Source organism: Brevibacillus fortis, from assembly GCF_046196545.1.
Lineage (GTDB): Bacteria > Bacillota > Bacilli > Brevibacillales > Brevibacillaceae > Brevibacillus > Brevibacillus fortis_A.
The window spans coordinates 3,494,341-3,516,732 of record NZ_CP176370.1 but is presented as its reverse complement, the minus strand read 5'-3'; the positions used below and the strand labels follow the sequence as shown (position 1 = coordinate 3,516,732).

The following is a 22,392-nucleotide window of genomic DNA, read 5'->3' as shown; positions in this document are numbered from 1 at the left end:
CCGATGGACAAGGTCATTCTCTTTTTGCTGAAACGAAAAGTGATCCTCTATTTATGCACATTCCTCATCGTGCTAACCGGAATCGGTGCTCTCTTTTCCTTCCACGTGGAGCTCGTACCGAAAACGAATTTGCCTTGGATTGAAGTGAATATTTCAGGAGGAGCGCTACCGCCTGAAGAGATGGTGGAAAAGGTCACGAAAAAAATAGAGCAGGAATTGAAATCAGTGACTGGCATTAAAAATTTCTCATCGAAAACAGGGACGGGGTTTTCTGGCATCTCGATCCTTGCAGAAGATGGGGAAGGTGAAAAGGTCAAGCAAGAGACACAAAATATTGTGAATCGGCTGCGCAACGAGTTTCCCAAAGTAGTGGATACCGTAACTGTCACGCAAACGAATTTAGGTGACGAGGACTTAATCGACTACGCGATGGTGGGTGCCGATACACAGACCATGCTCACCTTGCTGAAGACGACCATTAAGGATCGAATAGAATCCGTCCCGGGTGTGAAAGAAGTGGTTGTATCCGAGGACGGTTTTGAAAATAAGGTTGCGATAACATTTCGTCCTGATCGGCTTACTGCCTATCGTACGACAGCAGCAGATGTCGTTGGTCAGCTACAGGGTGCCAATTGGAAAAAAGCCGTGGGGATATTGGAAAATCCCGGGTTCGACACCGTTGTGATGATTGACAACAGCTTAAAAAATGTAGAAGAGTTCAAAACCATTTTAATCAAGACACCCAAGGGCAAGGTTGCACTTGAACAATTGGCAACGGTGAGTGACTTGCGCGGAAGCGTGAAGGACGCTATTTCCATGACAGAAGGAAACCTCTTTGTACAAATCAGTGTAAAGCGCGCTACGGGGAGTGACCTGATCACTACACAGAAAAAAGTCGAAGAAGTTGTGAGGCAAATCAATGATGAGGCGGGCGGAAACTACGAGCTGAGAGTCATGTTTGAATCCGTCTCCTTTATCAAAAAAGCGATCACCAATTTGAGTCGAGATGTTGTCATTGGGGGTATATTGGCAATCCTCGTGCTCTGGGTCTTCCTGCGAAATTGGCGTGTGACGATGGTCATTGCAACGACGCTCCCGCTCTCCATCCTGATGACTTTCATCGCTTTGAAAGCTGCCGGATATAACATTGACATGGTGGTATTGATATCACTGAGTTTGTCAATCGGATTGATTGTTGATGCCGCGATCGTTGTTCTGGAGAGTATTTATCATTTGAGAGAAAAGGGAATGCAGTTGAAACAGGCCATCGTTCAGGGTTCAAAAGAAGTCATAGCACCTGTTTTTGCTTCCCAGTTAACTTTGATTATTGTGTTTTTACCACTTGTGGTCGCGGATTTTGAACAGTGGCTGAAGCCTATTCTTCATACCATTGCGTTTACTGTTACCTCTACCATTCTTGCGTCAACGATTGCAGCTTTTCTGTTTGTTCCGATTTTTTCCGAGCGTTTTCTTCAACATGATAAACAGTTACAGTCCCATGGCGAGAAAGAAGGGAAGAATCGGATTGTTTCTCTCTTTCAGCGATTGCTGCTGTTAACCCTTCGTCATCGAATTCTCACATTGCTGGTGGCTCTAGCAGTGTTTGTAGGGGCCTTGAGTCTCTTCCCATTGATTAAAATAGGAAATGGCTTGAATGCCAATGAGAATCAAATTTTTGCCACGCTAACGATGCCCGATGGCACTAGCTTGGAGCAGGCGCGAACAGCGGCAGTTGAAGCGGAAAAAGCGTTGAGAGAGTTGTCCGACGTGAATCAAGTCTTTTTTACGGCAAAGAAAGAGACAGTCGAGTTAAATATTACATTAGTGACCAAGTCGCAACGAATACAAGAGAAAGAAGAATTTATGCAAGAAGTTAACGGTCGCTTGAATGCCGTTGACGGAGTGGAACGGACGAGTTTGACATTTGGCTTCTCAGGTGAATCGGCACCTATTGAGTTGCAGGTCGCGGGAGAAGATTTGGAGGTTTCCCGGTCGATTTCCACAAAAGTAGAAGAAATGCTGGCGAGTATCCCCGGTGTAGTCAATATTCGGAATGACTTTGAAAGAGGGAAGGAAAAAGTAACGCTGACACCGAATCAGGAGGCAATGTCTCAATTACAGGTTGACTCCGATTCATTGGACAGCCAAATCAGCATGTTACTTGGGGAGCAATCCCTATCCACAATCAGTCAAAATGGTATCGAAACCTCGATTGTTGCCAGATTTCCAGAGACATGGGTGACACATCCTGACCAACTTCAACAGACTATGATTCGAACCGAAACAGGCTCACAGGTGCCGTTACACGAGCTGGTCGATTTCCATTTCAGCAAATCTCCGATTACGATCAAGCATGAAAAAGGAGAACAAATCATCACCGTGTCAGCAGAACTGTTGGGCACGGACATTGGTACGGCAGGCAGACAAATCAATGAGAAGCTGGGCACTGTGGAATTGCCCGCTGGATACAAGATCGAGATCGCTGGCGATTTGAAGGAACAGAATAACACCTTTACGCAAGGAATCATCGTCTTGGTAGCGGTCGTCTCCCTCATCTATGTGATTATGGTAGCGCAGTTTGGGAGGTTATCTCAGCCGTTTATTATCATGCTGTCGTTGCCAATGGCCTTGGTGGGCGTCATTCTCGGATTCGTGGTTACACAGCGAACCTTTGGTGAGATGGCGATGATTGGGCTCATCATGCTGGTAGGAATTGTCGTATCCAATGCGATTCTGTTAATTGACAGAATCAATCTGCTCCGCTCACGGGGAATGGGGTTGGAAGAAGCGATTGTACAGGGCACGCGAGATCGTGTTCGTCCGGTGATTATGACCAAGCTGACAGCGATACTCGGTATGCTGCCGATGGGACTCGCTGTTGCGGAAGGAGCGGAACTAGAGGCACCGCTTGCTACCGGGGTAATTGCGGGGTTGATTTTTCACACGCTCGTAACGCTTGTATTGGTTCCCGTTCTTTATTCGATCTTTGAGGGGCTTCGTGAAAAGAGAGTAGCGCGAAAAAAAGCGCAGCGTATTGCTGATTTGTAGAAAAGGGATACCGGGCACGGCGCTGACGAACCAGCGTTGTGCCCTCTACCAACTTCATAGAGCGAATAACATGACGGCAGGTGAGTTTGCCAAGGGTTAAACACAAAGGAGGAGCAATCATGCGCATAAAAGTAGGCATTATTGGCTGCGGTTCCATTGCAAACGAACGTCATGCGCCGGAGTATCACGATCATCCAAATGTCGAGCTTTTCCTTGTGTATGACCCTAATCCAGATCGTGCTCAGAAGCTGGTTGCAAAGTATGGGGGGACGGTAGCGGCTAGCTGGCAAGAGGTCGTTCATCATCCTGAAATTCAAGCGATCAGCGACTGCTCGACGAACGAAATGCACCATATCATCACGACCGAGGCACTGTTGGCTGGAAAACATGTCTTGTGTGAAAAGCCGATCGCGACGACGAGCGAAGGTGCACAGGCTATGCTTGCAGCAGCCAAAGCTACAGGTGCGATTCTCATGATCGACCACAATCAGCGGCTGGTTATCGCCCATCAAAAAGCGCGTCAGATCATTGATTCAGGTGAGCTAGGGCGCATCTTATCCTTTAAAACAAGCTTCGGACATAAAGGGCCTGAGCATTGGAGTATCAACAAAACAAACGCCACATGGTTTTTTAAAAAGAATCGTTCTGCACTCGGTGTTGCCGGAGACTTGGGCATCCATAAAGTAGATCTGCTGCGTTATTTGCTTCAGGACGAAATCGTGCAGGTCAGTGCCTTAACAGCTGTTTTGGACAAAAAAGACGAGGAAGGCTTACCAATCGAGGTATGTGATCAAATGGTATGTCTTTTCCGAACACAGTCGGGGACGGTGGGGACTGCTGCCTTTAGCTGGAGCTACTACGGTGAGGAAGACAATAGTACGATTCTCTATGGAGAGCGTGGGATCATGAAGATTTTTGCTGATCCAGAAAAGGATATCGAATTGATAACAGCTACGGGCGAAAGAAGAGTAGAGCGAACAGGGGCGATACAGACCAACGACCATCAGACAAATAGTGGGGTAATCGATGCCTTTGTAGATGCGATCCAAAATCAAACAATCCCCATCGTCACAGGAAAAGATGGACTTATCGCTCTTTTGATTATCGAAGCGGCCCTGGAGTCAGCTGCAACGGGAAAAACGATTTCTTTGCAACAAAATATTGGATGATTGCCATGTTGCTTGGTCACACTAAGGTGGGAGGTGTAACCATGGAACGAACCATTCAGGTCAATGGTGAGGATTATCATTTCGAGTCAACGTATGATGGGGATTCCCAGTATCATGTACAAGTGCGATGCGGCAAGAAAGTGGTATCGAGTTTCAAAATCTCGGCCGGATCGGAAAGTGATGTGTTTGAGGCTGCTCGTGCTCATTTCAGTGCGGACAAGGAATTGGGCAATTTAAATGGATAGAGACTGGTCTCGGAACGCAGCTTGCGAATGCAGGGCTGCGGTTTTTTCTTGCGCAAAAGGAAATCTCATGATAAGGTTATTTTGTTTCCGTGGAAACAAAAATCGAAATAGATGAGGAGCTGATGCTGTAGTGGACCCTAAAAAGAAGATTTGGAATCGATGGATCACCTTTCTACATAAACAGGAGGAGCGCAGCAAGCTACGTGAAGAAATGCTATTGCGCCAGATTAGAATCAGCGTACCTGATTACGATAAAGTTGGAAGGTTATCCGTAACAGAGCTCCACGTCCTTCAGGAGGTAGGGGGGAGGGATCGAGTCAATGTTACGACAATTGCACAGCATATTGGGGTAACAAAGAGTGCGATATCCAAAATAACAGTCAAGCTTTTGAAAAAAGGATTACTCGAGCGCTATCAGCTCGAAGACAATCAGAAGGAAGTTTTTTTTAGGCTGACATCAGTTGGAGAGATGGTAAACGAGATTCACGAACACTACCATCAACGCCTGGAGAATGACATGTACCGATTCTTGGATAGGTATACCCCCGCTGAATTGGCATTTTTGGATAAGGTCATACGAGAAGCAACAGAAGATTAGGGGAAACATACAACTGGTGTTCATTATTTTTTTGCGAAAATTGTTTCCAAGGACACAATATTAACGAGATAAGAGGCGAGCAACCATGAATCGAAAAAAAGTACTGTACCTACTTGGGTTAACGCTTATGCTAGGTATGTTTGCGCAAAATTTGTTCATGCCTATTTTACCAGCCATGCAAAAAGAGTTTCAGACGAGTGCAACCATGATTAACTGGACCATTTCAATCTTTACCGTCATGCTCGCAATTATGCAAATCGTCTACGGACCATTTATCGATCGGTTCGGCCGAAAACGTGTCATGATACCTGCTCTGATCCTATATACGATCGCATCGATCGGATGCTATCTGGTCGATTCTATTTATGGCCTATTATTTTTCCGGGCTTTACAAGGGGCGGGGTTTGCTGCCATTCCGATTGTAGCCGCAACGATCATTGGAGACTTATTTACAGGAAACCATCGTGCATCTGCAATGGGCACCTATCAAATGCTACTCGCGCTTAGTCCGGCGCTTGGTCCACTGTTAGGTGGCTGGATTGGCGGAATCGGCGGACATTCTGCGGTCTTTTTGTTTTTGGCGACCTGCGCGGTGTTTCTCGTCGTCATAAATGCAACGCTGTTACCTGAAACGAAAACGAATCAAGCAACTTCATCAGGTGGCTTTACATTAGGTTCTTTCCGTGATATTTTACTCCACCCGGTCGGTGCATCCGTCATTTTGATTGGTTTTAGCCAAATGTACGCCTATTATTGCTTTCTGCTGTTTCTCCCTGTCCAATTGACGAACCATTACGAAATCTCCGTTGAAAAAATCGGATTGGTTTTCATGCTCGTGTCAGCCGTTTTTATTATCAGTAGCAAGCTGTCTGCTGTATTGCAAAATCGATGGGGAGCACGTACAACTTTACTGGTGACGACCGGTTCAAATGCTTTGGCGATGTTTCTTTTTATGGCTGCGGCTGATGTTTCTTTTCTCCTGCTTATGATAACAAGTGCGCTGTTTGCCTTAACCTTGGGTGTAGGTATGTCTGCACACACGATCTTGCTATCCGAAGTATTTGAAGCAGAGCGTGCAACAGCCATTGGTGTGTACAATTTCATCCGCTATACGGGAATGGCTGCAGGTCCGGTTGTAGGTGCGATGCTGTTAGAGTGGGGAGGGGTCTGGCTTGAATTTGGTACGGCCGGTATCCTCATTGCTTTGTCGACTTTATTCGCACGTCAAAAGGTAAAAAGAACGGCAGCAAACATTCAAGGGGAGTTCTAATGTTCGGACAGACTTTTCATGTTCGGCTAAATATGCTACAACAGGGATGAAACAATGGAGCGGGAGGAGCAATCAAAAGATGCAGCATCAAGAAGAACGGGACCCGAGGGTACTGATTGCAGGTTTTAGCGAAAATCCGTCCAGCATCCAGTCACTATCCGAAGGCGAATGCCTGACATTCCTGCAAATGCTCGAACAGCATCGCCAAGAACATCCAGGCGAAGAGCTTGATTGGATGGAAGCGATGGTGTTGACGCGGATGTCTGCTTTGCGGATGCACAAAACAGGAGGCCATACGCTGGCAGCTGAATGGGTAGATCGTGCGATTCAACTAGCCCCTGATTATCGCTACGCTGGAGAAGTTAAGCTCGAGCTGTACTTTACACAGTTACGATCCCATGCCTTTCTCACTGAATTCAAGTCCGTGCGTGAAACGGATAACGTCGTCATGCGCAGGAGAACAGTTGAGGTGCTGGAAGAGCAGGCAACCAGTGAGTTGGCTGAAATCACGAAGTGGCGCTCTCTTGTTGAAGAGACGCTGCAGGCAGCGCAAAAGTGGAACGATTCGGAGGCGGAAGCTACGGCTGCTGGCCTCGTGCTGTTATACACGGAACGACAAAATTTGTTAATACAATTGCAAGAACGTGTTCAATCGTATGGAGCGTCTTTATCCGGGGTCTTTTACTCCAGTGAAATGCTCGTCCAATTGCAAGAGACGATTCGCGCTTTAACTAATCAGCAAGAACAGAAAGAAAAACTCCTGCCGCAAAGGAACGAAAGGGTAGAAGATCGCGAAAAAGCGCCTCAGCAAGATTTGAGTGCCTTAGAGCAATTGGAGCAGTTGATCGGTTTGGACGAGATCAAACATCGGGTTCGGCAGTTGGCGCAATTTTTGCAGTATCGCCAGCTGCGCGAAGAAAAGGGCTGGCATATGAAAGACCAGCTCCCTCTTCATCTTGTGCTGATGGGGAATCCAGGCACGGGGAAGACGACTTTGGCTCGCTTGATCGCCAAGCTGTATCAGGAGCTCGGGTTGTTGGCAAAAGGACAGCTCATCGAGGTAGATCGTTCTCAGTTGGTCGGCGCTTACGTAGGACAGACAGAGCAGCGCGTCATGGAAGCGATCAAGCAGGCAGACGGTGGAGTCCTGTTTATCGATGAGGCATACAGCTTGAAGCGCCCAGATAGCTCCGGCAGTGATTACGGACAAGTGGCGATTGACACGCTTGTATCCGCTATGACGAGTGGCGAGTATGCTGGACGCTTCGTCGTGATGCTGGCGGGCTATCCCGAAGAAATGCGTCATTTTTTGTACGCCAACCCTGGGCTGAATAGCCGTTTTCCCGAGACGGGCCACTTTTTGCTGCCGGACTATAAGGCGGACGAACTGGTGCAAATCGCAGAAGAAGTAGCCGTACGGAACGATTTTACTCTGACAGAGGCGGCAAAAATTACGCTGCGCCAGCGCATTGAAAAAGCGCAAGTAGACGAGACGTTTGGCAATGCACGGGCAGTTACAAATATCGTGCTCGATGCTATCTTTGCCAAAGGACGCCAGACAGACGGTAAGGAACTGAAATGGGATGACTTTACGATTCTGAAACCAGAGGATGTCCGTGGTTTCGATCCGCCGCAAAAAGAAAGGAATGCGGAAGCCCGACTGCAAGCGTTGATTGGTCTTGCTCAAGTGAAAACGGAGCTGAAAAAAATCGCTGCGTATGTATCCGTCCAGCAAGAACGCGCAGTAAGAGGCCTGCCGAAAAGTCCGATTGAGCTGCATGCCGTCTTTACTGGAAATCCTGGCACAGGAAAGACGACGGTTGCCCAGCTGTATGCGCAGATTTTGCAAGAAATCGGCTATTTGAAACGCGGTCATCTTGTTACGGCGAGTAGAGCCGACTTGGTAGCGGGGTATGTCGGTCAGACCGCAGCGCTTACTCGCAGAAAAGTTCGAGAAGCTTTGGGCGGCGTCTTGTTTATCGATGAAGCGTATTCGCTGCTCGGTGGAGGAGAGCGGGATTTTGGGCAGGAAGCGGTTGATACGCTCGTAGAAGAGATGACCAAACACGAAGAGAATCTGGTCGTGGTCCTCGCAGGCTACCCACTCGAAATGAATTCATTATTGATGAGCAACCCTGGACTCTTGTCACGGTTTAAAAAATATATTGCATTCCCAGACTATACCGTGAAGGAACTCGTGCACATTCTTGAACAGGCCGCATGCGATGTGGGATATGCGATTGAGAAGAACGTGCTGGAAATGATCTCGCAGTCTTTGGATAAAGCAGTCAGTGATCATCGTTTGAATGGCAATGGTCGTTTTAGCTATAACCTATTGCAAGAGGCGATCCAAAATCAGGCTGTCCGACTGATGGATATTCCGAAGCAGGAATGGAATCAGGAAATGCTGATGCAGTTGGCATGGGCCGATTTTCAACCACTATTACAGTGGACGGTAGAAGAGGATGGGGCAAAAAATTAGTTTTTGTCCCATGTCTATGTCTTCTTACTCTTTTGACAATTCACCCTTTCTCTTATAATGGAAAGTAATGGTTACATTACGCCATGGGGGAAGGGTGTTTGGTTTGCGAAAAAAATGGCAGGCAGCTTTATGCACGACACTTGTTCTGACACTTTCGCTGGAGGGCATTCCGGCGGATGCCAAGCAAGAGGGAGAGCGTCGGGGCAATATCCAGATCGAAGCGGATAAGGGTCTTGCACTGGACAAGCTTACGTCGAAAAAGAGAGAGTCCGAGCTCGTCGTTATTCAGTTATCTGGTCCTGTTCGTGAGGAGTGGAAAGAAGAACTGGAAGATGTCGGCGTCACGCTTGGTGATTACATACCAGATTATGCATTCATCGCGAAAATCGAGGATGAACAGGTAAGAAAGGAAGTCGAGGAGCTGTCCTTTGTCGAAGACGTTATGGCGTTTACACCGAAGTCCAAGGTATCGTCCGAGCTTCGCTTTTCAGGAGGCAACAGAGAGCGGGTCGAGGTTGCCGTCATCGGTTTCAATCAACGGGTGGACATGTATCGAGCGATGACGGAAATGTCGGAGGATCAAGATATAGGAGACATTCAAACGCCGGAAGATGCTCCGCATATATCTATCGCTAAGATGGATCAGCAAACGATTGAACAAGTGATCGAATCAGATGATGTCATTGCGGTTGTCCCCGTCCCAGAAAACAAGCCCCGCAATGATGTGGCAGCTACCATTATTCATTCGGACAAGCTGGCCTCAACAGGGTACACAGGCAAGGGACAAATTGTCGGAGTCGCCGATACCGGACTTGATACAGGGAAGCTTCAAGCGATGCATCCAGATTTTAAGGGCCAGATTGAGAAGCTCATTTCACTTGGTCGACCGAATGATGCGAGTGATGTCCACGGTCATGGTACGCATGTAGCTGGCTCCATTGTGGGCACAGGAGAAGCATCAGATGGACAGTATAAAGGAACGGCACCGGGTGCGAAGCTCGTTTTTCATTCGATAGAGAACGCGAAAGGGAAGCTCGTCACGGATGTCGAGACCATTTTGCAGGAAGCATACGAAGAGGGAGCCCGGATTCACTCCAATTCTTGGGGGACGGACGATAAGGGAGCGTACAGCCTATCATCGCTTCTGTTTGATCGCTTTTTATGGGAGCATCCAGATATGACGGTCCTTATTGCGGCTGGAAACGATGGCGAGAATGGCTATAAAACGATCGGGAGCCCAGCCACGGCTAAAAACGTTATCGCCGTTGGAGCTACGGAAAATGTTCGGCCCAACTTGGGGAAGAACTCCGATAAAGCGGACGACGTGTGGGTATCGAGCAGTCGCGGCTTAACGGACGACGGGCGTTTGAAGCCCGATATTGTTGCGCCTGGTTCAGCGATCTTGTCCACGCGCTCTTCACTGGCACCGAGCAAAAATTTCTACAAGCGTTTTAATGAACATTACGCGTATATGAACGGAACGAGCATGGCTACGCCGATTTTAGCGGGCGGTGTGGCACAAATTCGGGAATTTTTGCAGGAAGAAGGGGAAAAAAATCCGAGCGGTGCATTAGTAAAAGCCATGCTCTTGACGAGTGCAGATAACCTGGATGAAGACATGCGAGAGCAAGGCTTTGGTAGAGCCAATCTGGAGCAGGCGATTGAAACGAACTACAAGGACGAGAAGGATGGCATTCGCACGCGAGAAAAAGTTACGTATAAGGTCAAGGTCTCAGATGATTCCATGCCTTTGGCAATTACGCTTGCGTGGACGGATTATCCTGCTGCCATTGTCGCAAAGCGTGCGCTCGTCAACGATTTGAATCTGAAGGTGACGACACCGAGTGGAGAAAAACTGAACGGCAACGACTTTTTTGAGGCTCCGTACAATGACGAAGTGGACAACCTGAACAACGTCGAGCAGGTATGGATTACCGAACCGGAAGAGGGAACCTACACCGTGACGGTCGAAGGCTATAACATCCCGAAAGGACCTCAGCCGTATGCAATAGCGACAACGGGAAAATGGCAAAAAGCCGATGACGAGGAAGAGGAAAAGCCACCGGTTGAACAGAAACCTTGGCGAACAGGAAAGCTGACACAAAAGCAGAAATACATGGACTATTCAATTCGCGTCAATGAGCCGGGGGATTTGGAATTGTCCGTAGACTGGGATGAGGATGCAGATGTCGATATGTTCGTGTATAACAGTCGTTCAAAGGAGCTTGCTTCTGTCACAACGTCCAACACTCCTGAGCAACTAACAGTGAATATCGAGCAAACCGGCCTGTACAAAATTCGTATCGTGCTAACGGAAGGCAAAGAAGCGAAGTATCGCATGTATCTGAAAAAGCCAGGAAAATAAATAACAGACACAACCTTCGTCTTCTGAACAGATGAAAGGTTGTGTCTTTTTTTAGTGCTGCTCTTCTTTGTTTAACCAGTCCCGCGCACGCATGGCGATTTCCAGGCAAATCCTGTTTTGCGTTGCCGTGTAATCCTCACCGAGAATTTCTTTGATTTTTTCCAAGCGATGATAGAGAGTTTGACGATGAATGAACAGTTTTTCCGCAGCCTCCTGCTTGGACAGGTTAACATCCAAATAGACACGCAGCGTATGCACGAGCGAGGAGCCGTGTGTTTGGTCATGGGCTAAAAGCGGGCCGAGGTAATCGCTTATGAAGGTCTTTAACACAGGCTCACTAGGTACGTGGAACAGGAGTCGGAACAATCCGAGATCAGCGAAAAACGGACTGGATGATTCCTGACAAAAAGCCAGTGCCTGTTCCGCCTCCACGAGGTGCCGTCCAGCGTCAGACAACCGTTTTCCAGCTCGACTGACGCCCGTCCAGATTTGAACATCCGCCCCTAGCATTTGTGTCATGATTCTTTTGACATCGCGAAAGGCTTTTTCCAGGGTACGACGGGAATCTGCAAGCGGCTGTTGCTCGATTAGCAAAAAGTAAAAGCGATGGCCCATGCAACGGATGAAAGGACGAAAGTGATGACGAGTCAATAGTGAACGGAAGATAGCCGTCAGATCGTGCGGCGGAAGGGAATCCTCGACCAAGTTCTTCGGCTTCTCAAACGATAAAATAATCATGTGATAGGCCGAGGCTTTACCGCTGCCCGTGATACCGAGCAGGGAACGCATTTGTTCCTCGGGTATGGAGCGGTTGGCAATCAAATCATCAAACAGCCGGTTTTCGGTAGCAAGCGCCTGTTCCTCCACAAACATTTTCCGCATTAAAATTTGGGCCATGGCGCTGACTGTATTGTCTAAGGTCAGGAGCAAATACTCATCTGGACTGCGTTCATACAAAACAATGCCGACATAAGCGAGCACGTGACCCATCGCCATTACTGGTTGGTAGGCAAGCTGCCTGGTCGCAGAGAGAGAAAGGAAGCGGACGCCAGCTTCACTACTATCCAGTTCGGAAAAATGAGACCGCATCAAATCGCTCATCTCAACGGCAACATCATGTGGTACCACCGGGGCAAATTGTGTGGAGCCATCTGGTGCGTAATAGAAGACCTGCGTCTGAACCGCCACCTGAAAATGCTGCAACAGCTTGGGTATGCCCGCTGCCTGCAGACTGAGCTGCTGCAAACTGCGAGAGTATGCTTCCAAATTGCGAAGTGCTTGCATCTGCGCATGGATCAAATGCTCGTGCAAATCTTGCGTGATGTCCACAAAGCGGACAGGCTGATGAAAGACGAGCAACGGAAACTGATGGTGGTTCGCCAACTCTAGCATATCTTCAGGGATGAAGGGGATGTAACGTCCCAGCTCGATGCACAGCCCGACTGCTTTTCGCCGAATGAGCTCTGTTAAATACGCAAGTCGCTTTTCCTTTTCTTCGCCAAATCCTAGCCCGGTTGACAGGATCAGCTCGCCGCCATTTAAAAACTGTCCCGTATCGGCAGTCTCCAAGACGTGAACCCAGCGAACAGGTCGGGACAGGCCGCGATGCCCCGCCACTACCTGGGCATGTTGAAATAATGGTCGCTTGATGATTTCTGCAATGGTCAGGCGCAAATCGTTGCCCATGAGGACCACCTCTCCTATTTACACTCTGTATGATTAACCCTACGTAATGCGTTACGCTTTGTCTAGTGCTGACAGGCATTATTTTTGGATAAAATGGAATTGTCAATCAATTGAACGTGAGGAGTTGAAAGGATGAACACAGCTATCGTTGCAAATCCATTGAAAAACTACATCGGGGGGCAGTGGGTAGATTCACTGACGACACGTTTTGAGGATGTACCCAATCCGGCAACAGGAGAATTGTTGTCACGCGTGCCACTGTCGACGAGAGAAGACGTGGACAAGGCTGTTGCTGCTGCAAAGGAAGCGTTTGTGAGCTGGAGTGCTACCCCTGTCGTGGATCGCGCGCGCATTATGTTTCGTTTTCATAGTCTTCTCGTAAAGCATGAGGATGAACTCGCCCGGATGATCACCATGGAGAACGGCAAAAATCTGCCTGAGGCACAGGCGGAACTGTTGCGTGGGCTGGAAATGGTAGAGTTCGCTTGTGGGATGCCGACACTGATGATGGGAGAAACCTTGCCCAATATTGCAAACAGCATCGACAGTCAGGTGATCCGCTTTCCGTTGGGGGTAGTGGGCGGGATTACACCATTTAACTTCCCTGTGATGGTCCCGATGTGGATGTACCCGATTGCGATTACTGCAGGAAATACGTTTATACTGAAGCCCTCGGAGCGTACGCCGCTGTCTTCGATTCGGATTGCCGAACTGCTAAAGGAAGCAGGGCTGCCAGACGGTGTATTCAACGTCGTAAACGGAGCGCATGATGTCGTCAATGGTCTGTTGGAGCATCCGGATGTAAAAGCGATCTCATTCGTCGGCTCGCAGCCAGTTGCGGAATACGTGTACAAGACAGCAGCGGCGAACGGGAAGCGCGTGCAAGCACTGGCTGGGGCGAAAAATCACCATTTGGTCATGCCTGACACGGATTTGAAGCGCGCGGCAAAAACGATTACAAGCTCTGCGTTCGGCTGTGCAGGAGAGCGGTGTATGGCAGCCAGCGCTGTAGTAGCTGTCGAGGAAATTGCCGATGAGCTGATTGCGCATCTGATCCAGGAAGCGAATGCTCTTGCGATGGGGAATGGTTTGGAGGAGGGCATCGATCTCGGGCCAGTCATCCGTGATTCACACTTGTCCAAAGTACATGACTACATCGAAAAAGGTGTCGCGTCTGGTGCCGCGTTGGTACGGGATGGTCGCGAGGACGCGAAAAAGCTGCCAGATGGTTACTTCCTCGGGCCAACGATTTTTGACAAGTCAGATGCCGAGATGGTCATTGTCCGCGACGAGATTTTCGCGCCTGTTCTGAGTGTCATGCGTGTGAAAGACTTTGAAGAGGGCTTGGAGACGATCAGCCGCTCGCGTTTTGGCAATGGGGCGACAATCTATACGAACAACGGAAAATGGGGAAGAGAATTCGTTCAGCAGGTGGAAGCGGGTATGGTCGGTGTCAATGTAGGGGTGCCTGCTCCGATGGGCTTCTTTGCTTTCTCAGGCTGGAAGCAGTCCTTTTACGGTGATTTGCATGCTAATGGAAAAGATGGCGTCCACTTTTTCACGAAGAAAAAAACGGTCACATCCAGATGGTTCGAAGATGGCGATACCAGCATTGGCTCGCAAAAAGTTTTTGTAAAATAACCTCTTACGAAAAAGAAGGAGGATTGCGCGATGGAGCAAGGACAAGTGACAAAAGATTTTGATAAAGAGAGCTTGCTGGATGCTGACCGTTCGCATATGTGGCACCATATGTCCCCCTACAATCCCAATCCGATGATCGTAACGGAAGCGAGCGGATCGTGGATCACCGATATCGACGGGAACCGGTACCTGGATGGGATGTCTGGCTTGTGGTGCGTCAACGTTGGCTATGGTCGACAGGAGCTCGCAGACGCCGCTTACGAGCAGTTGAAGCAATTGGCTTATTTTCCACTCACACAAAGCCATGTCCCTGCTATTCGACTATCCGAGAAGATCAGCGAATGGCTTGGGGAGGAGTACCGCGTTTTCTTTTCCAACAGCGGCTCGGAAGCAAACGAGGTCGCATTCAAGATTGCCCGTCAATATCATCACCAGAACGGGGATCCGGGACGTTACAAATTCATTTCGCGCCATCGCGCTTACCACGGGAATACGATGGGGGCTCTCGCTGCAACGGGTCAATCCATACGCAAGGAAAAATACGAGCCATTAGCGCCTGGCTTCCTTCATGTACCGCCGCCTTACTGCTATCGCTGTCCGGCTGGAAAATCGTACGGCAAATGCAATCTGGAGTGCGCTCAATATTACGATCAAGTGATCAATTGGGAAGGTGAAAAGACGGTGGCAGCGGTCATCATGGAGCCGACCATTACCGGGGGAGGCGTCCTTGTTCCTTCGCCGGAATACATGCCAAAAGTGCGGGAAATCTGCGATAAGTACGGCGTGTTGATGATCGTGGACGAGGTCATCTGCGGATTTGGTCGCTCCGGTCAAAAGTTCGGCCACCAAAACTTCGGAATCAAGCCAGATATCGTGACTATGGCCAAAGGTATTACGAGCGCCTACCTGCCACTTTCCGCAACAGCAGTGCGGGCCGAAATCGCAGACAAATTCAATGAGCAGGGGAACAATTTGCATTTCCGTCATGTCAATACGTTCGGCGGCAATCCGGCGGCATGCGCACTTGCCCTGAAAAATCTCGAAATTTTAGAAGAGGAAAAACTGGTGGAGAGAGCGGAGGAACTCGGTGCAGTATTGCGTGCGAAGCTGGCGTTTCTCGCAGATCATCCATACGTTGGAGACATTCGGAGCTTCGGCTTCCTGATGGGGATCGAGATGGTTGAGGATCGCAAAACGAAAGAACCTGCGGCGCCAGCGAAATTGACACAGGTAATTGCTGAGTGCAAAAAGCGGGGGCTAATCATCGGGCGCAATGGCGACACCATTCCGAGCTTCAATAATGTGCTGACACTCTCGCCACCGTTTACCACGACGAGTGATGATATCGATTTTATTGCACAGGTCATGAAGGAAGCCTTTGATACATTGGAGTAGAAGTAGCTTGGATGTAAAGACGAATAGATGAAAGCAGCGGCAGACTAGGAGATGCGAAAAACCTAGACTACCGCTGTATTTATTTAACGATGGAGCTGATAGCGCTTTTGCAGCTTCGCACGATGTGCTTCCAATATCTCCTCAAAAGGAACCTCGTATTGGTTTGCCAGTAAGATTAAATTCCCGAGCACATCGCCCAGCTCTTCCACCAGCTCCTGCCGAGCTTCCTCTGCGGGCTTTTCCCCTTCATCAGGACGATCTCGACCAATTTCAATGGCACGTACAGCTCTTGCCAGCTCGCCAGCTTCTTCCATCAGAAATCCTACACGAATAAACGGACCATACCCAGTCCATCCGCGTTCTTGATAAAAATCTCCAACCCATTTTTGAAACTCAGTTATATTCACATATATCTGTCCCTTCCTGATTTTAGTATAATTATATTACACGCAAAGAAATTTAGGAAAAGCCATTCTACTTCAACAAGTTTTGGGAGGATGACATGAAACGTATTTGTGTTTATGCAGGTTCCAATCCGGGTGTAAATCCACTTTTTGAGCGGTGCGCACAGGAATTAGGAAAAGAACTGGTCGCTCGTGGTCTTGAATTGGTCTATGGCGGCTCTAGCATGGGACTGATGGGGCGCGTTGCAAATGCAGTACTGGAAGGCGATGGAAAAGCGATCGGCGTCATGCCTACGGGACTGTTCCGCGGAGAAATCGTACATAAAGGGCTGACAGAATTGCATGAGGTCCTGACGATGCACGAGCGCAAAGCGAAAATGATCGATCTGTCTGATGGCTTCATTGCTTTGCCAGGTGGATTGGGTACCTTTGAAGAAATTTTTGAAGTGGTGAGCTGGGGTCAAATAGGCATTCACCAAAAGCCAATCGGACTGTTGAACGTGGACGGCTACTATACGCCGTTGATGCAAATGGTGGAGCATGCGACCGAAGCAGGATTTATTCCAGCGATGCAGGGCGAATTGATCCTGTGTGAGAGTGATCCCGCTGTATTGCTAGATCGTATGCGAGATTACACACCGCCAGTGAAAGTAAACAAATGGTCGGAACTGGATAAATAAGAATGTGCAAAAGATAACCCGAAGCCCTCCAGTTGTGGGAGGAATTCGGGTTATTCTAGTTATTGACAGGATGAATGCAGGAGTGTTAATGTAGTTGATTATATCCCTAGTAAATACATAGGAATAGTATTAATATGACTCGTCTTCATACGTCAGGAGGATTCTTCATGAACAGATCATCGAAATGGCTACAACTCTCCACTTCAGCTGCCGTACTCTCAGCGGCGCTCGTTTTTCCAACTGCAGTCGGTGCAACAACGAAAACAACGGTAGAAGCACACGTAGAGTGGAACAGCTTTTTGCAGCAGCAATACGGTGTGAAATTTGACAAGACGGTAACTCGCGAGCAATTTGAGAAAGCGTTGCTCAAGATCGTATCCTCTACCACAAGTATATCGGAAAAAGACTTCTCAGCCAAAACTTTCTTGCCTGAATCCAAAGATGCCTCCAAGCTGGTTGTATGGGAAGCAGTCAGTGCTGCCGCAAAAGCTGCTGAGTTAAAAGAGCTCGGGTATACATATAGCGAGGAAAAAGTAACGGCTGCCTTGAAAAAAGCAGGAATTTCGTATAAAAAAGGCGGCACGCTTACCTTACAGGCTGCACAAGAGCTGGCTGTAGCGATTGATACGGGGCTTGTGTCCGCCAATGCTTTGAAGTCAGCTTCTGTAGAAGGGGCAGTATCCGCTGAGCTTGCAAGTCAATTGCTAGCAAAAGTAGCAGAGTTCCATGGCTCTGCCAAAAACTATCTGGGCACAATCGCCGAGGAAGAGATTTTTGGCAAGCTCGCACAGGCATGGAATGAATCGCAAATCATTAAAGCCGGTGAATTGCAAGAGCTTGTAGACAAAGGCTTGAAGCAAAACCTGATTACTGGCTACAATCTGAAGGATGCCGCATTCGATCCTCATTTTGATCCACAGCGCACGATTACGTATGGGCATAGTGATATCGCTCACGCCATTCAATTAATCGGCCTGTTAAAAAGTGAAGGCGTCAATGCCAAGGTTCAATTTGAGCCGAAAACATCTGCCTTCATTTACTTGAAGGAATGGGGAGAGCCCGTTCAAACAACAGATTACCAGGTGGTTCAGATTGAAAACGGCAACTACATTGCGTATGCCAAGGAGTACGATCTCAGCCTGGAATTCGACAGTGTAGAAGAGAAAGAGAAGTTCCAGCCACTTGTTTTGAAATATGCCAAACGGGATCAAGAGGACATGACCGGATTGCTCAAGGCTTCTTGGTGGCAGCCGCTTTATCATTCCCGTACGGAGCTGGCAGATTATGCTGTCATTACGAACAACGTGTTAAAAGATGGCCGTTATGTCGTGCAGTCTTTCTCCCTGAATGAAGAATCACCAAAAGTCGTGGAAGGCTTCCAAAAGCTGAATGACAAAGTAAAGGTAGAGACATACAAATTTTGGGTAGATCAACCGTTCTTTCATTATCTCAACGGCGAATCGAAGTAAATACCGTACATCGAAAAGCGTCCTTCCCTTGTCAACATCGGGGAAAGGACGCTTTATTCTGTTACATGGATAATGGATTGAAAAATCTTTTTAGCGGATTTTGTCTATTTCTGGTATAATTTAGGGATAATCGTTGTTTTATGGCGATGGTTGTATAGTCATGCTGATAGTTTGGGAGGGAATGAAGTGAAAAAGAAAGCGATAATGCTTCTGTTGTCCTGCTGTTTGTTCGCTTCGACAGCATTCGCAGCAAACGCATCAACGACAATGCCAACCACGACGCAAAGCGGTACGGGAACATCCGTACAGGCACCAGCAGATTTGTCAAAAGGGCTGCTCGTGAATACCTTCACTTCCCATCGGTGGAAACAAGATTCGCTTACGAAGCTACTGGGGAAATCCGTGAAAGAATTTGATGATTATGTGTATTATCCACAGGGAGTCAGCATGAAGTGGGACGAAAACAAGCAAGCGTTTGCCGTTCTCGTTGAACCTTCCTATAAAGGCGAAGTTGTAAAAGGTATTACGACCTCTAAAAGAAAAGACGAGATCGTCCGAGTCTTGGGTAAGCCGGATTTTTCCGATGAAAAGCTTGAGTTGATTGGCTATGCGGAACAGGGGTATCACTTGTTTTTCACGTTTGCTCAGGATAAAGTAAAAGCCATTTCTATTTATCGTCGTGATCAGATCGCCGATACGAAAGCACTTGTTGATATGGCTAAAAATTTGCAAGACTATGGTGAAAAATTAGGGGCACCCGCTGAGTATGCTGATTTTTCTATCTTTGGTGCATGGGGTAAGCCGGATTTTTCGTACCACCTCAGAGGAATCGGTACATACGCGTGGGAATATCCATCTAGAGGCATCGCCTACGATGGTATGCCAGATGATGCAACGCTAACCATCTACAGTAATTTTCCGAGCAAAGACGAGCTCGCTGATTTGAAAAACGTAAAAAACATCGTCTTTTCCAAAGAAGATTCCCTGTTCTTGATCGAAAAACTGAGAATCGAAACCGAAAAAGAAAAAATCGAATTGGCGAAAAAAGCCGGAATCCCATCACCAGACAAGAAAAAAATCGCGGTGATTGATTCAGACAATTTGTACAATACTGCGAATATTCGCTTCTATCAGCCAGATTACACACCACAAGCTCAACTGTTTCCAGGTTATTTTATCGATGAAGTAACATGGCTGGACAACAACTGGATCTTGTATCAGACAATGATGGGTGTGGGAGTTTATCATGTTACTACCCATGAAAAGATAGAAATTGTAGGGATGGAGAAAAAGGCAAACGAGCCGTTTGATATGCTGGATGTCAATACAGTCAAGCCTGATCTGACGAAAAAAGCAATCGTGTTTGAAGTCAGCATGAAAGAAAAGAATCAGACTTACACAGTTCGCTATCAAATCACGGGCGACCAAATCACGTTCACCTGGTAGAGAGTAGGGACTATCGTTCTTTTTTGACGCTGATGGGCGAGCTAGCTGCTTCCTTCTCGGCCAGATATGACCGCATGCCTCGAACGAACAACTCACGAAGGACTTCCTGCTGCGTTTTGCTACTGACGAGAGAGCGAATGAGCTCCAGCTCAGCTACCAATTCTGAATCAAGGTGAAGGTTGACAGTCTTCCCTCTGGTTCGCGGGTGTAGCTCGTAGTACTCTGCTGATTTTTTTACGGTGCCTTGGATAACAACAGCTTCGTCCAACCATTCCTGGTCGGGAATATACAAGCATGGTGCTTCTAAAATAATATGGGTCAGTTCTTCGCTAAATCGAATGGCGAGGGTCTGGCCCTTTTTTTTATGCAAATCGCGAATTTGTCGTGATCTCTCTTGATTGGCAACTGTATTTTCCAGCGTGATTACGGCCAGTTCCATAGTGCCTCCTTATGGGATGAGCAGTTCTTCTTCTGATACCGACAACAATACTTCTCCCGTTTTTTCCAATTGGACTTGGTAGGTGAAGTGCTGGTCGCTTCGCTCGACGGAGGTGATGATTCCCCAGCAGCATGTGCTATTTCTTATGAGCTGGACACGATCCAGTACCTCGTAGTTCGGGCAAAGATACCCTTTTTTATATAGATAAGTGAGTACGGATTCTCGAGGAAAAAGAAATCGTTTGTTTCCTTGTTTACTGACCAAAAGGGGGAAGGTCTCCCGTTCGTCTAACCAATCCCCTAAATAGCCTTGATCTGCCCAGCGTTTGACAGTAGCCATACTGCCGACACGACCAGCTTTTGTCTTCAGGATGTCCAGTATTTCGCGCGAAGAGAGAAACGCTTTGCGCCTTTCGAGTTGCGTCAGGTAGTTTTTGCGCTCGGTTTCTAATTGGCTGAGAAGCGCATGTGCCTCCGCGATTTTTTGTTTCACTACCCTGATCTCCAGGTCGTAATCCTTCATGGGGGACGGCCCTTTCATCCTTGTTTGTTTTTATCGTATTCGAATATGAAATCATTCATGTCATCCAAGCAGATTGATTTCGTTTCCTCACTAGCCAAATACGAAATGTAACAATCATAAAAAAGCGATTTCGCACATTGATTAATAGCAAGCATGTTTAGATCTGGTGAGGAGGTTGTGGACAGATGAGCATTCCCAATGAGCTCGCGAAAAATTTCGCGGAAGTCGTGCCTGCCCTAAAACCGATGGAAGCCATCCATGAAGCGAATCGCTGCTTGTATTGTTACGACGCACCCTGTATTAAGGCTTGTCCCACGTCGATTGACATCCCTTCCTTCATCAAAAAAATTGCGACCGGGAATTTGTTCGGATCAGCCCGGACGATCATGGAATCGAATCCCGTCGGGGCGAGCTGCGCACGCGTATGTCCAACCGAGGAGCTGTGTGAGGGTGCTTGTGTACTTAATTCAGCTTCCAAACCCATCATGATCGGTCTTCTCCAGCGTCACGCGACAGACTGGGCAATCCAAAATCAAGCAACGCTTTTTTCAAAAGGCGAAGCAAACGGAAAACGGGTAGCGATCGTCGGAGCGGGTCCGGCGGGATTATCAGCAGCCCGTGAGCTTGCGCGTCTTGGCTACGCGGTTACGGTATTTGAAGCCAAAGAAAAGGCGGGAGGATTGAACACGTACGGCATCGTTTCTTTCCGTCTGCCACAAGAAATTTCGCTATGGGAAGTAGAGCAAGTAGAGGCATTGGGGGTAGAGATACGTACCAATACGCGAATCGGCGTGGATGTAGCGCCAGAAGAGCTATTGGACCAGTATGATTCCGTCCTGTTGGCAGCCGGTATGGGCAATGTCCCTCAGCTGAATATCCCGGGAGAAGAATTGGAAGGTGTCCTCGATGCCATTGCACTCGTCGAGGAGACCAAGACCAAACCACTATCAGACGAAATGCTCGGCAAAAAAGTCGTGATCATCGGTGCGGGGAATACGGCGATTGATGCTGCCACCTGTTCGAAACGGCTGGGTGCAGACAATGCCCAGATTTTGTACCGACGGACAGTTCAGGAGATGTCCTGTTACCAGTTTGAGTACGAATTCGCCAAGCAGGATGGTGTAGAATTCCGCTGGCTCGTTGCTCCAACGCGTGTACTCGAGGAAAACGGCCGAGTGAAGGGATTGGAACTGGTGCGAATGGAGCTAGGTGAGCCGGATCAGAAAGGAAGAAAGCGTCCAATAGAAATTCCAGGCAGTCATTTTGTCATCGAAGTCGATTATGTCGTCAAAGCGATCGGACAAAACAGACATCTGTCTCTGATTGAATCATTTGGGCTTCAACACCGCAATGGGATTGTCGAGGTCGAGGAAGGCACCTATCGAACCTCCCATGTCAAAGTTTACGCGGCGGGCGATGTCATATTTGGTGGAGGCAAGACAGATGCGATGGTAGTCGATGCAGCCAATCACGGGAAACGAGCGGCTCATGCTATCCACCAATCGCTCAGTGATCAAAAACAGACAGTATAAA

At 48.1% G+C, this 22,392-nt stretch carries 17 protein-coding genes; 13 read left to right on the top strand and 4 right to left on the bottom strand.

Annotation, left to right across the window (positions count from 1 at the left end; genetic code table 11):
* Nucleotides 1-3 precede the first annotated feature (3 nt).
* The 7 genes from ACKKE8_RS17355 to ACKKE8_RS17325 all read left to right on the top strand — a co-directional run bounded on the left by ACKKE8_RS17355 (nucleotide 4) and on the right by ACKKE8_RS17325 (nucleotide 11,177).
* Complete coding sequence (locus tag ACKKE8_RS17355; protein WP_409174176.1) at nucleotides 4-3,048, top strand: efflux RND transporter permease subunit; 3,045 nt, start codon at nucleotides 4-6, stop codon at nucleotides 3,046-3,048.
* A 119-nt stretch (nucleotides 3,049-3,167) separates the two neighbouring features.
* The gene (locus tag ACKKE8_RS17350) at nucleotides 3,168-4,217 is read left to right on the top strand and encodes a Gfo/Idh/MocA family protein (protein ID WP_409174175.1); all 1,050 of its coding nucleotides are present in this window, start codon (nucleotides 3,168-3,170) and stop codon (nucleotides 4,215-4,217) included.
* A 41-nt stretch (nucleotides 4,218-4,258) separates the two neighbouring features.
* On the top strand, nucleotides 4,259-4,462 hold the full coding sequence (locus ACKKE8_RS17345) for a hypothetical protein (RefSeq protein WP_409174174.1): 204 nt from the start codon (nucleotides 4,259-4,261) through the stop codon (nucleotides 4,460-4,462).
* 130 nt (nucleotides 4,463-4,592) lie between these two features.
* Nucleotides 4,593-5,060, top strand: a complete 468-nt coding sequence (locus tag ACKKE8_RS17340) for a MarR family transcriptional regulator (RefSeq protein ID WP_409174173.1) — start codon at nucleotides 4,593-4,595, stop codon at nucleotides 5,058-5,060.
* An 85-nt stretch (nucleotides 5,061-5,145) separates the two neighbouring features.
* On the top strand, nucleotides 5,146-6,330 hold the full coding sequence (locus ACKKE8_RS17335; RefSeq protein ID WP_409174172.1) for an MFS transporter: 1,185 nt from the start codon (nucleotides 5,146-5,148) through the stop codon (nucleotides 6,328-6,330).
* Between the two features lie 79 nt (nucleotides 6,331-6,409).
* Complete coding sequence (locus ACKKE8_RS17330; RefSeq protein ID WP_409174171.1) at nucleotides 6,410-8,812, top strand: AAA family ATPase; 2,403 nt, start codon at nucleotides 6,410-6,412, stop codon at nucleotides 8,810-8,812.
* A 94-nt stretch (nucleotides 8,813-8,906) separates the two neighbouring features.
* A complete protein-coding gene (locus ACKKE8_RS17325) occupies nucleotides 8,907-11,177 on the top strand; it encodes a S8 family serine peptidase (RefSeq protein WP_409174170.1) in 2,271 nt (756 codons plus the stop codon).
* 51 nt (nucleotides 11,178-11,228) lie between these two features.
* Here ACKKE8_RS17325 and ACKKE8_RS17320 read toward each other — a convergent pair whose 3' ends face one another.
* The gene (locus ACKKE8_RS17320; RefSeq protein WP_409174169.1) at nucleotides 11,229-12,863 is read right to left on the bottom strand and encodes a PucR family transcriptional regulator; all 1,635 of its coding nucleotides are present in this window, start codon (nucleotides 12,861-12,863) and stop codon (nucleotides 11,229-11,231) included.
* A 132-nt stretch (nucleotides 12,864-12,995) separates the two neighbouring features.
* Here ACKKE8_RS17320 and ACKKE8_RS17315 point away from each other — a divergent pair, with 132 nt between their 5' ends.
* Nucleotides 12,996-14,504, top strand: a complete 1,509-nt coding sequence (locus tag ACKKE8_RS17315; protein WP_409174168.1) for a CoA-acylating methylmalonate-semialdehyde dehydrogenase — start codon at nucleotides 12,996-12,998, stop codon at nucleotides 14,502-14,504.
* Between the two features lie 30 nt (nucleotides 14,505-14,534).
* A complete protein-coding gene (locus ACKKE8_RS17310; RefSeq protein ID WP_409174167.1) occupies nucleotides 14,535-15,899 on the top strand; it encodes an aspartate aminotransferase family protein in 1,365 nt (454 codons plus the stop codon).
* 83 nt (nucleotides 15,900-15,982) lie between these two features.
* On the opposite strand, the gene ACKKE8_RS17305 is transcribed toward ACKKE8_RS17310, so the two are convergent.
* Nucleotides 15,983-16,306, bottom strand: a complete 324-nt coding sequence (locus tag ACKKE8_RS17305) for a MazG nucleotide pyrophosphohydrolase domain-containing protein (RefSeq protein ID WP_056488064.1) — start codon at nucleotides 16,304-16,306, stop codon at nucleotides 15,983-15,985.
* Nucleotides 16,307-16,401: 95 nt separating this feature from the next.
* Between ACKKE8_RS17305 and ACKKE8_RS17300 the strand changes: the two genes are divergently transcribed.
* The 3 genes from ACKKE8_RS17300 (at nucleotide 16,402) to ACKKE8_RS17290 (ending at nucleotide 19,898) form a co-directional block, all read left to right on the top strand.
* The gene (locus tag ACKKE8_RS17300) at nucleotides 16,402-16,983 is read left to right on the top strand and encodes a TIGR00730 family Rossman fold protein (protein ID WP_409174166.1); all 582 of its coding nucleotides are present in this window, start codon (nucleotides 16,402-16,404) and stop codon (nucleotides 16,981-16,983) included.
* A 167-nt stretch (nucleotides 16,984-17,150) separates the two neighbouring features.
* On the top strand, nucleotides 17,151-18,452 hold the full coding sequence (locus ACKKE8_RS17295) for a hypothetical protein (RefSeq protein WP_409174165.1): 1,302 nt from the start codon (nucleotides 17,151-17,153) through the stop codon (nucleotides 18,450-18,452).
* A gap of 186 nt (nucleotides 18,453-18,638) precedes the next feature.
* The gene (locus ACKKE8_RS17290; protein ID WP_409174164.1) at nucleotides 18,639-19,898 is read left to right on the top strand and encodes a hypothetical protein; all 1,260 of its coding nucleotides are present in this window, start codon (nucleotides 18,639-18,641) and stop codon (nucleotides 19,896-19,898) included.
* A gap of 10 nt (nucleotides 19,899-19,908) precedes the next feature.
* Here ACKKE8_RS17290 and ACKKE8_RS17285 read toward each other — a convergent pair whose 3' ends face one another.
* Both ACKKE8_RS17285 and ACKKE8_RS17280 read right to left on the bottom strand, forming a co-directional pair.
* A complete protein-coding gene (locus ACKKE8_RS17285) occupies nucleotides 19,909-20,337 on the bottom strand; it encodes a hypothetical protein (protein WP_409174163.1) in 429 nt (142 codons plus the stop codon).
* 9 nt (nucleotides 20,338-20,346) lie between these two features.
* A complete protein-coding gene (locus tag ACKKE8_RS17280) occupies nucleotides 20,347-20,829 on the bottom strand; it encodes a hypothetical protein (protein ID WP_409174162.1) in 483 nt (160 codons plus the stop codon).
* 215 nt (nucleotides 20,830-21,044) lie between these two features.
* On the opposite strand from ACKKE8_RS17280, the gene ACKKE8_RS17275 reads away from it, so the two are divergent.
* Complete coding sequence (locus tag ACKKE8_RS17275) at nucleotides 21,045-22,391, top strand: NAD(P)-dependent oxidoreductase (RefSeq protein WP_409174161.1); 1,347 nt, start codon at nucleotides 21,045-21,047, stop codon at nucleotides 22,389-22,391.
* Nucleotide 22,392: the final 1 nt, after the last annotated feature.

What these genes read in the sequence shown, in the direction of transcription:
- ACKKE8_RS17285 (WP_409174163.1), bottom strand. Translation starts at nt 20,337, where the DNA reads ATGGAACTGGCCGTAATCACGCTGGAAAATACAGTTGCCAATCAAGAG.
- ACKKE8_RS17300 (WP_409174166.1), top strand. Translation starts at nt 16,402, where the DNA reads ATGAAACGTATTTGTGTTTATGCAGGTTCCAATCCGGGTGTAAATCCA.
- ACKKE8_RS17315 (WP_409174168.1), top strand. Translation starts at nt 12,996, where the DNA reads ATGAACACAGCTATCGTTGCAAATCCATTGAAAAACTACATCGGGGGG.
- ACKKE8_RS17295 (WP_409174165.1), top strand. Translation starts at nt 17,151, where the DNA reads ATGAACAGATCATCGAAATGGCTACAACTCTCCACTTCAGCTGCCGTA.
- ACKKE8_RS17320 (WP_409174169.1), bottom strand. Translation starts at nt 12,863, where the DNA reads ATGGGCAACGATTTGCGCCTGACCATTGCAGAAATCATCAAGCGACCA.
- ACKKE8_RS17330 (WP_409174171.1), top strand. Translation starts at nt 6,410, where the DNA reads ATGCAGCATCAAGAAGAACGGGACCCGAGGGTACTGATTGCAGGTTTT.
- ACKKE8_RS17335 (WP_409174172.1), top strand. Translation starts at nt 5,146, where the DNA reads ATGAATCGAAAAAAAGTACTGTACCTACTTGGGTTAACGCTTATGCTA.
- ACKKE8_RS17350 (WP_409174175.1), top strand. Translation starts at nt 3,168, where the DNA reads ATGCGCATAAAAGTAGGCATTATTGGCTGCGGTTCCATTGCAAACGAA.
- ACKKE8_RS17310 (WP_409174167.1), top strand. Translation starts at nt 14,535, where the DNA reads ATGGAGCAAGGACAAGTGACAAAAGATTTTGATAAAGAGAGCTTGCTG.
- ACKKE8_RS17355 (WP_409174176.1), top strand. Translation starts at nt 4, where the DNA reads ATGGACAAGGTCATTCTCTTTTTGCTGAAACGAAAAGTGATCCTCTAT.
- ACKKE8_RS17275 (WP_409174161.1), top strand. Translation starts at nt 21,045, where the DNA reads ATGAGCATTCCCAATGAGCTCGCGAAAAATTTCGCGGAAGTCGTGCCT.
- ACKKE8_RS17345 (WP_409174174.1), top strand. Translation starts at nt 4,259, where the DNA reads ATGGAACGAACCATTCAGGTCAATGGTGAGGATTATCATTTCGAGTCA.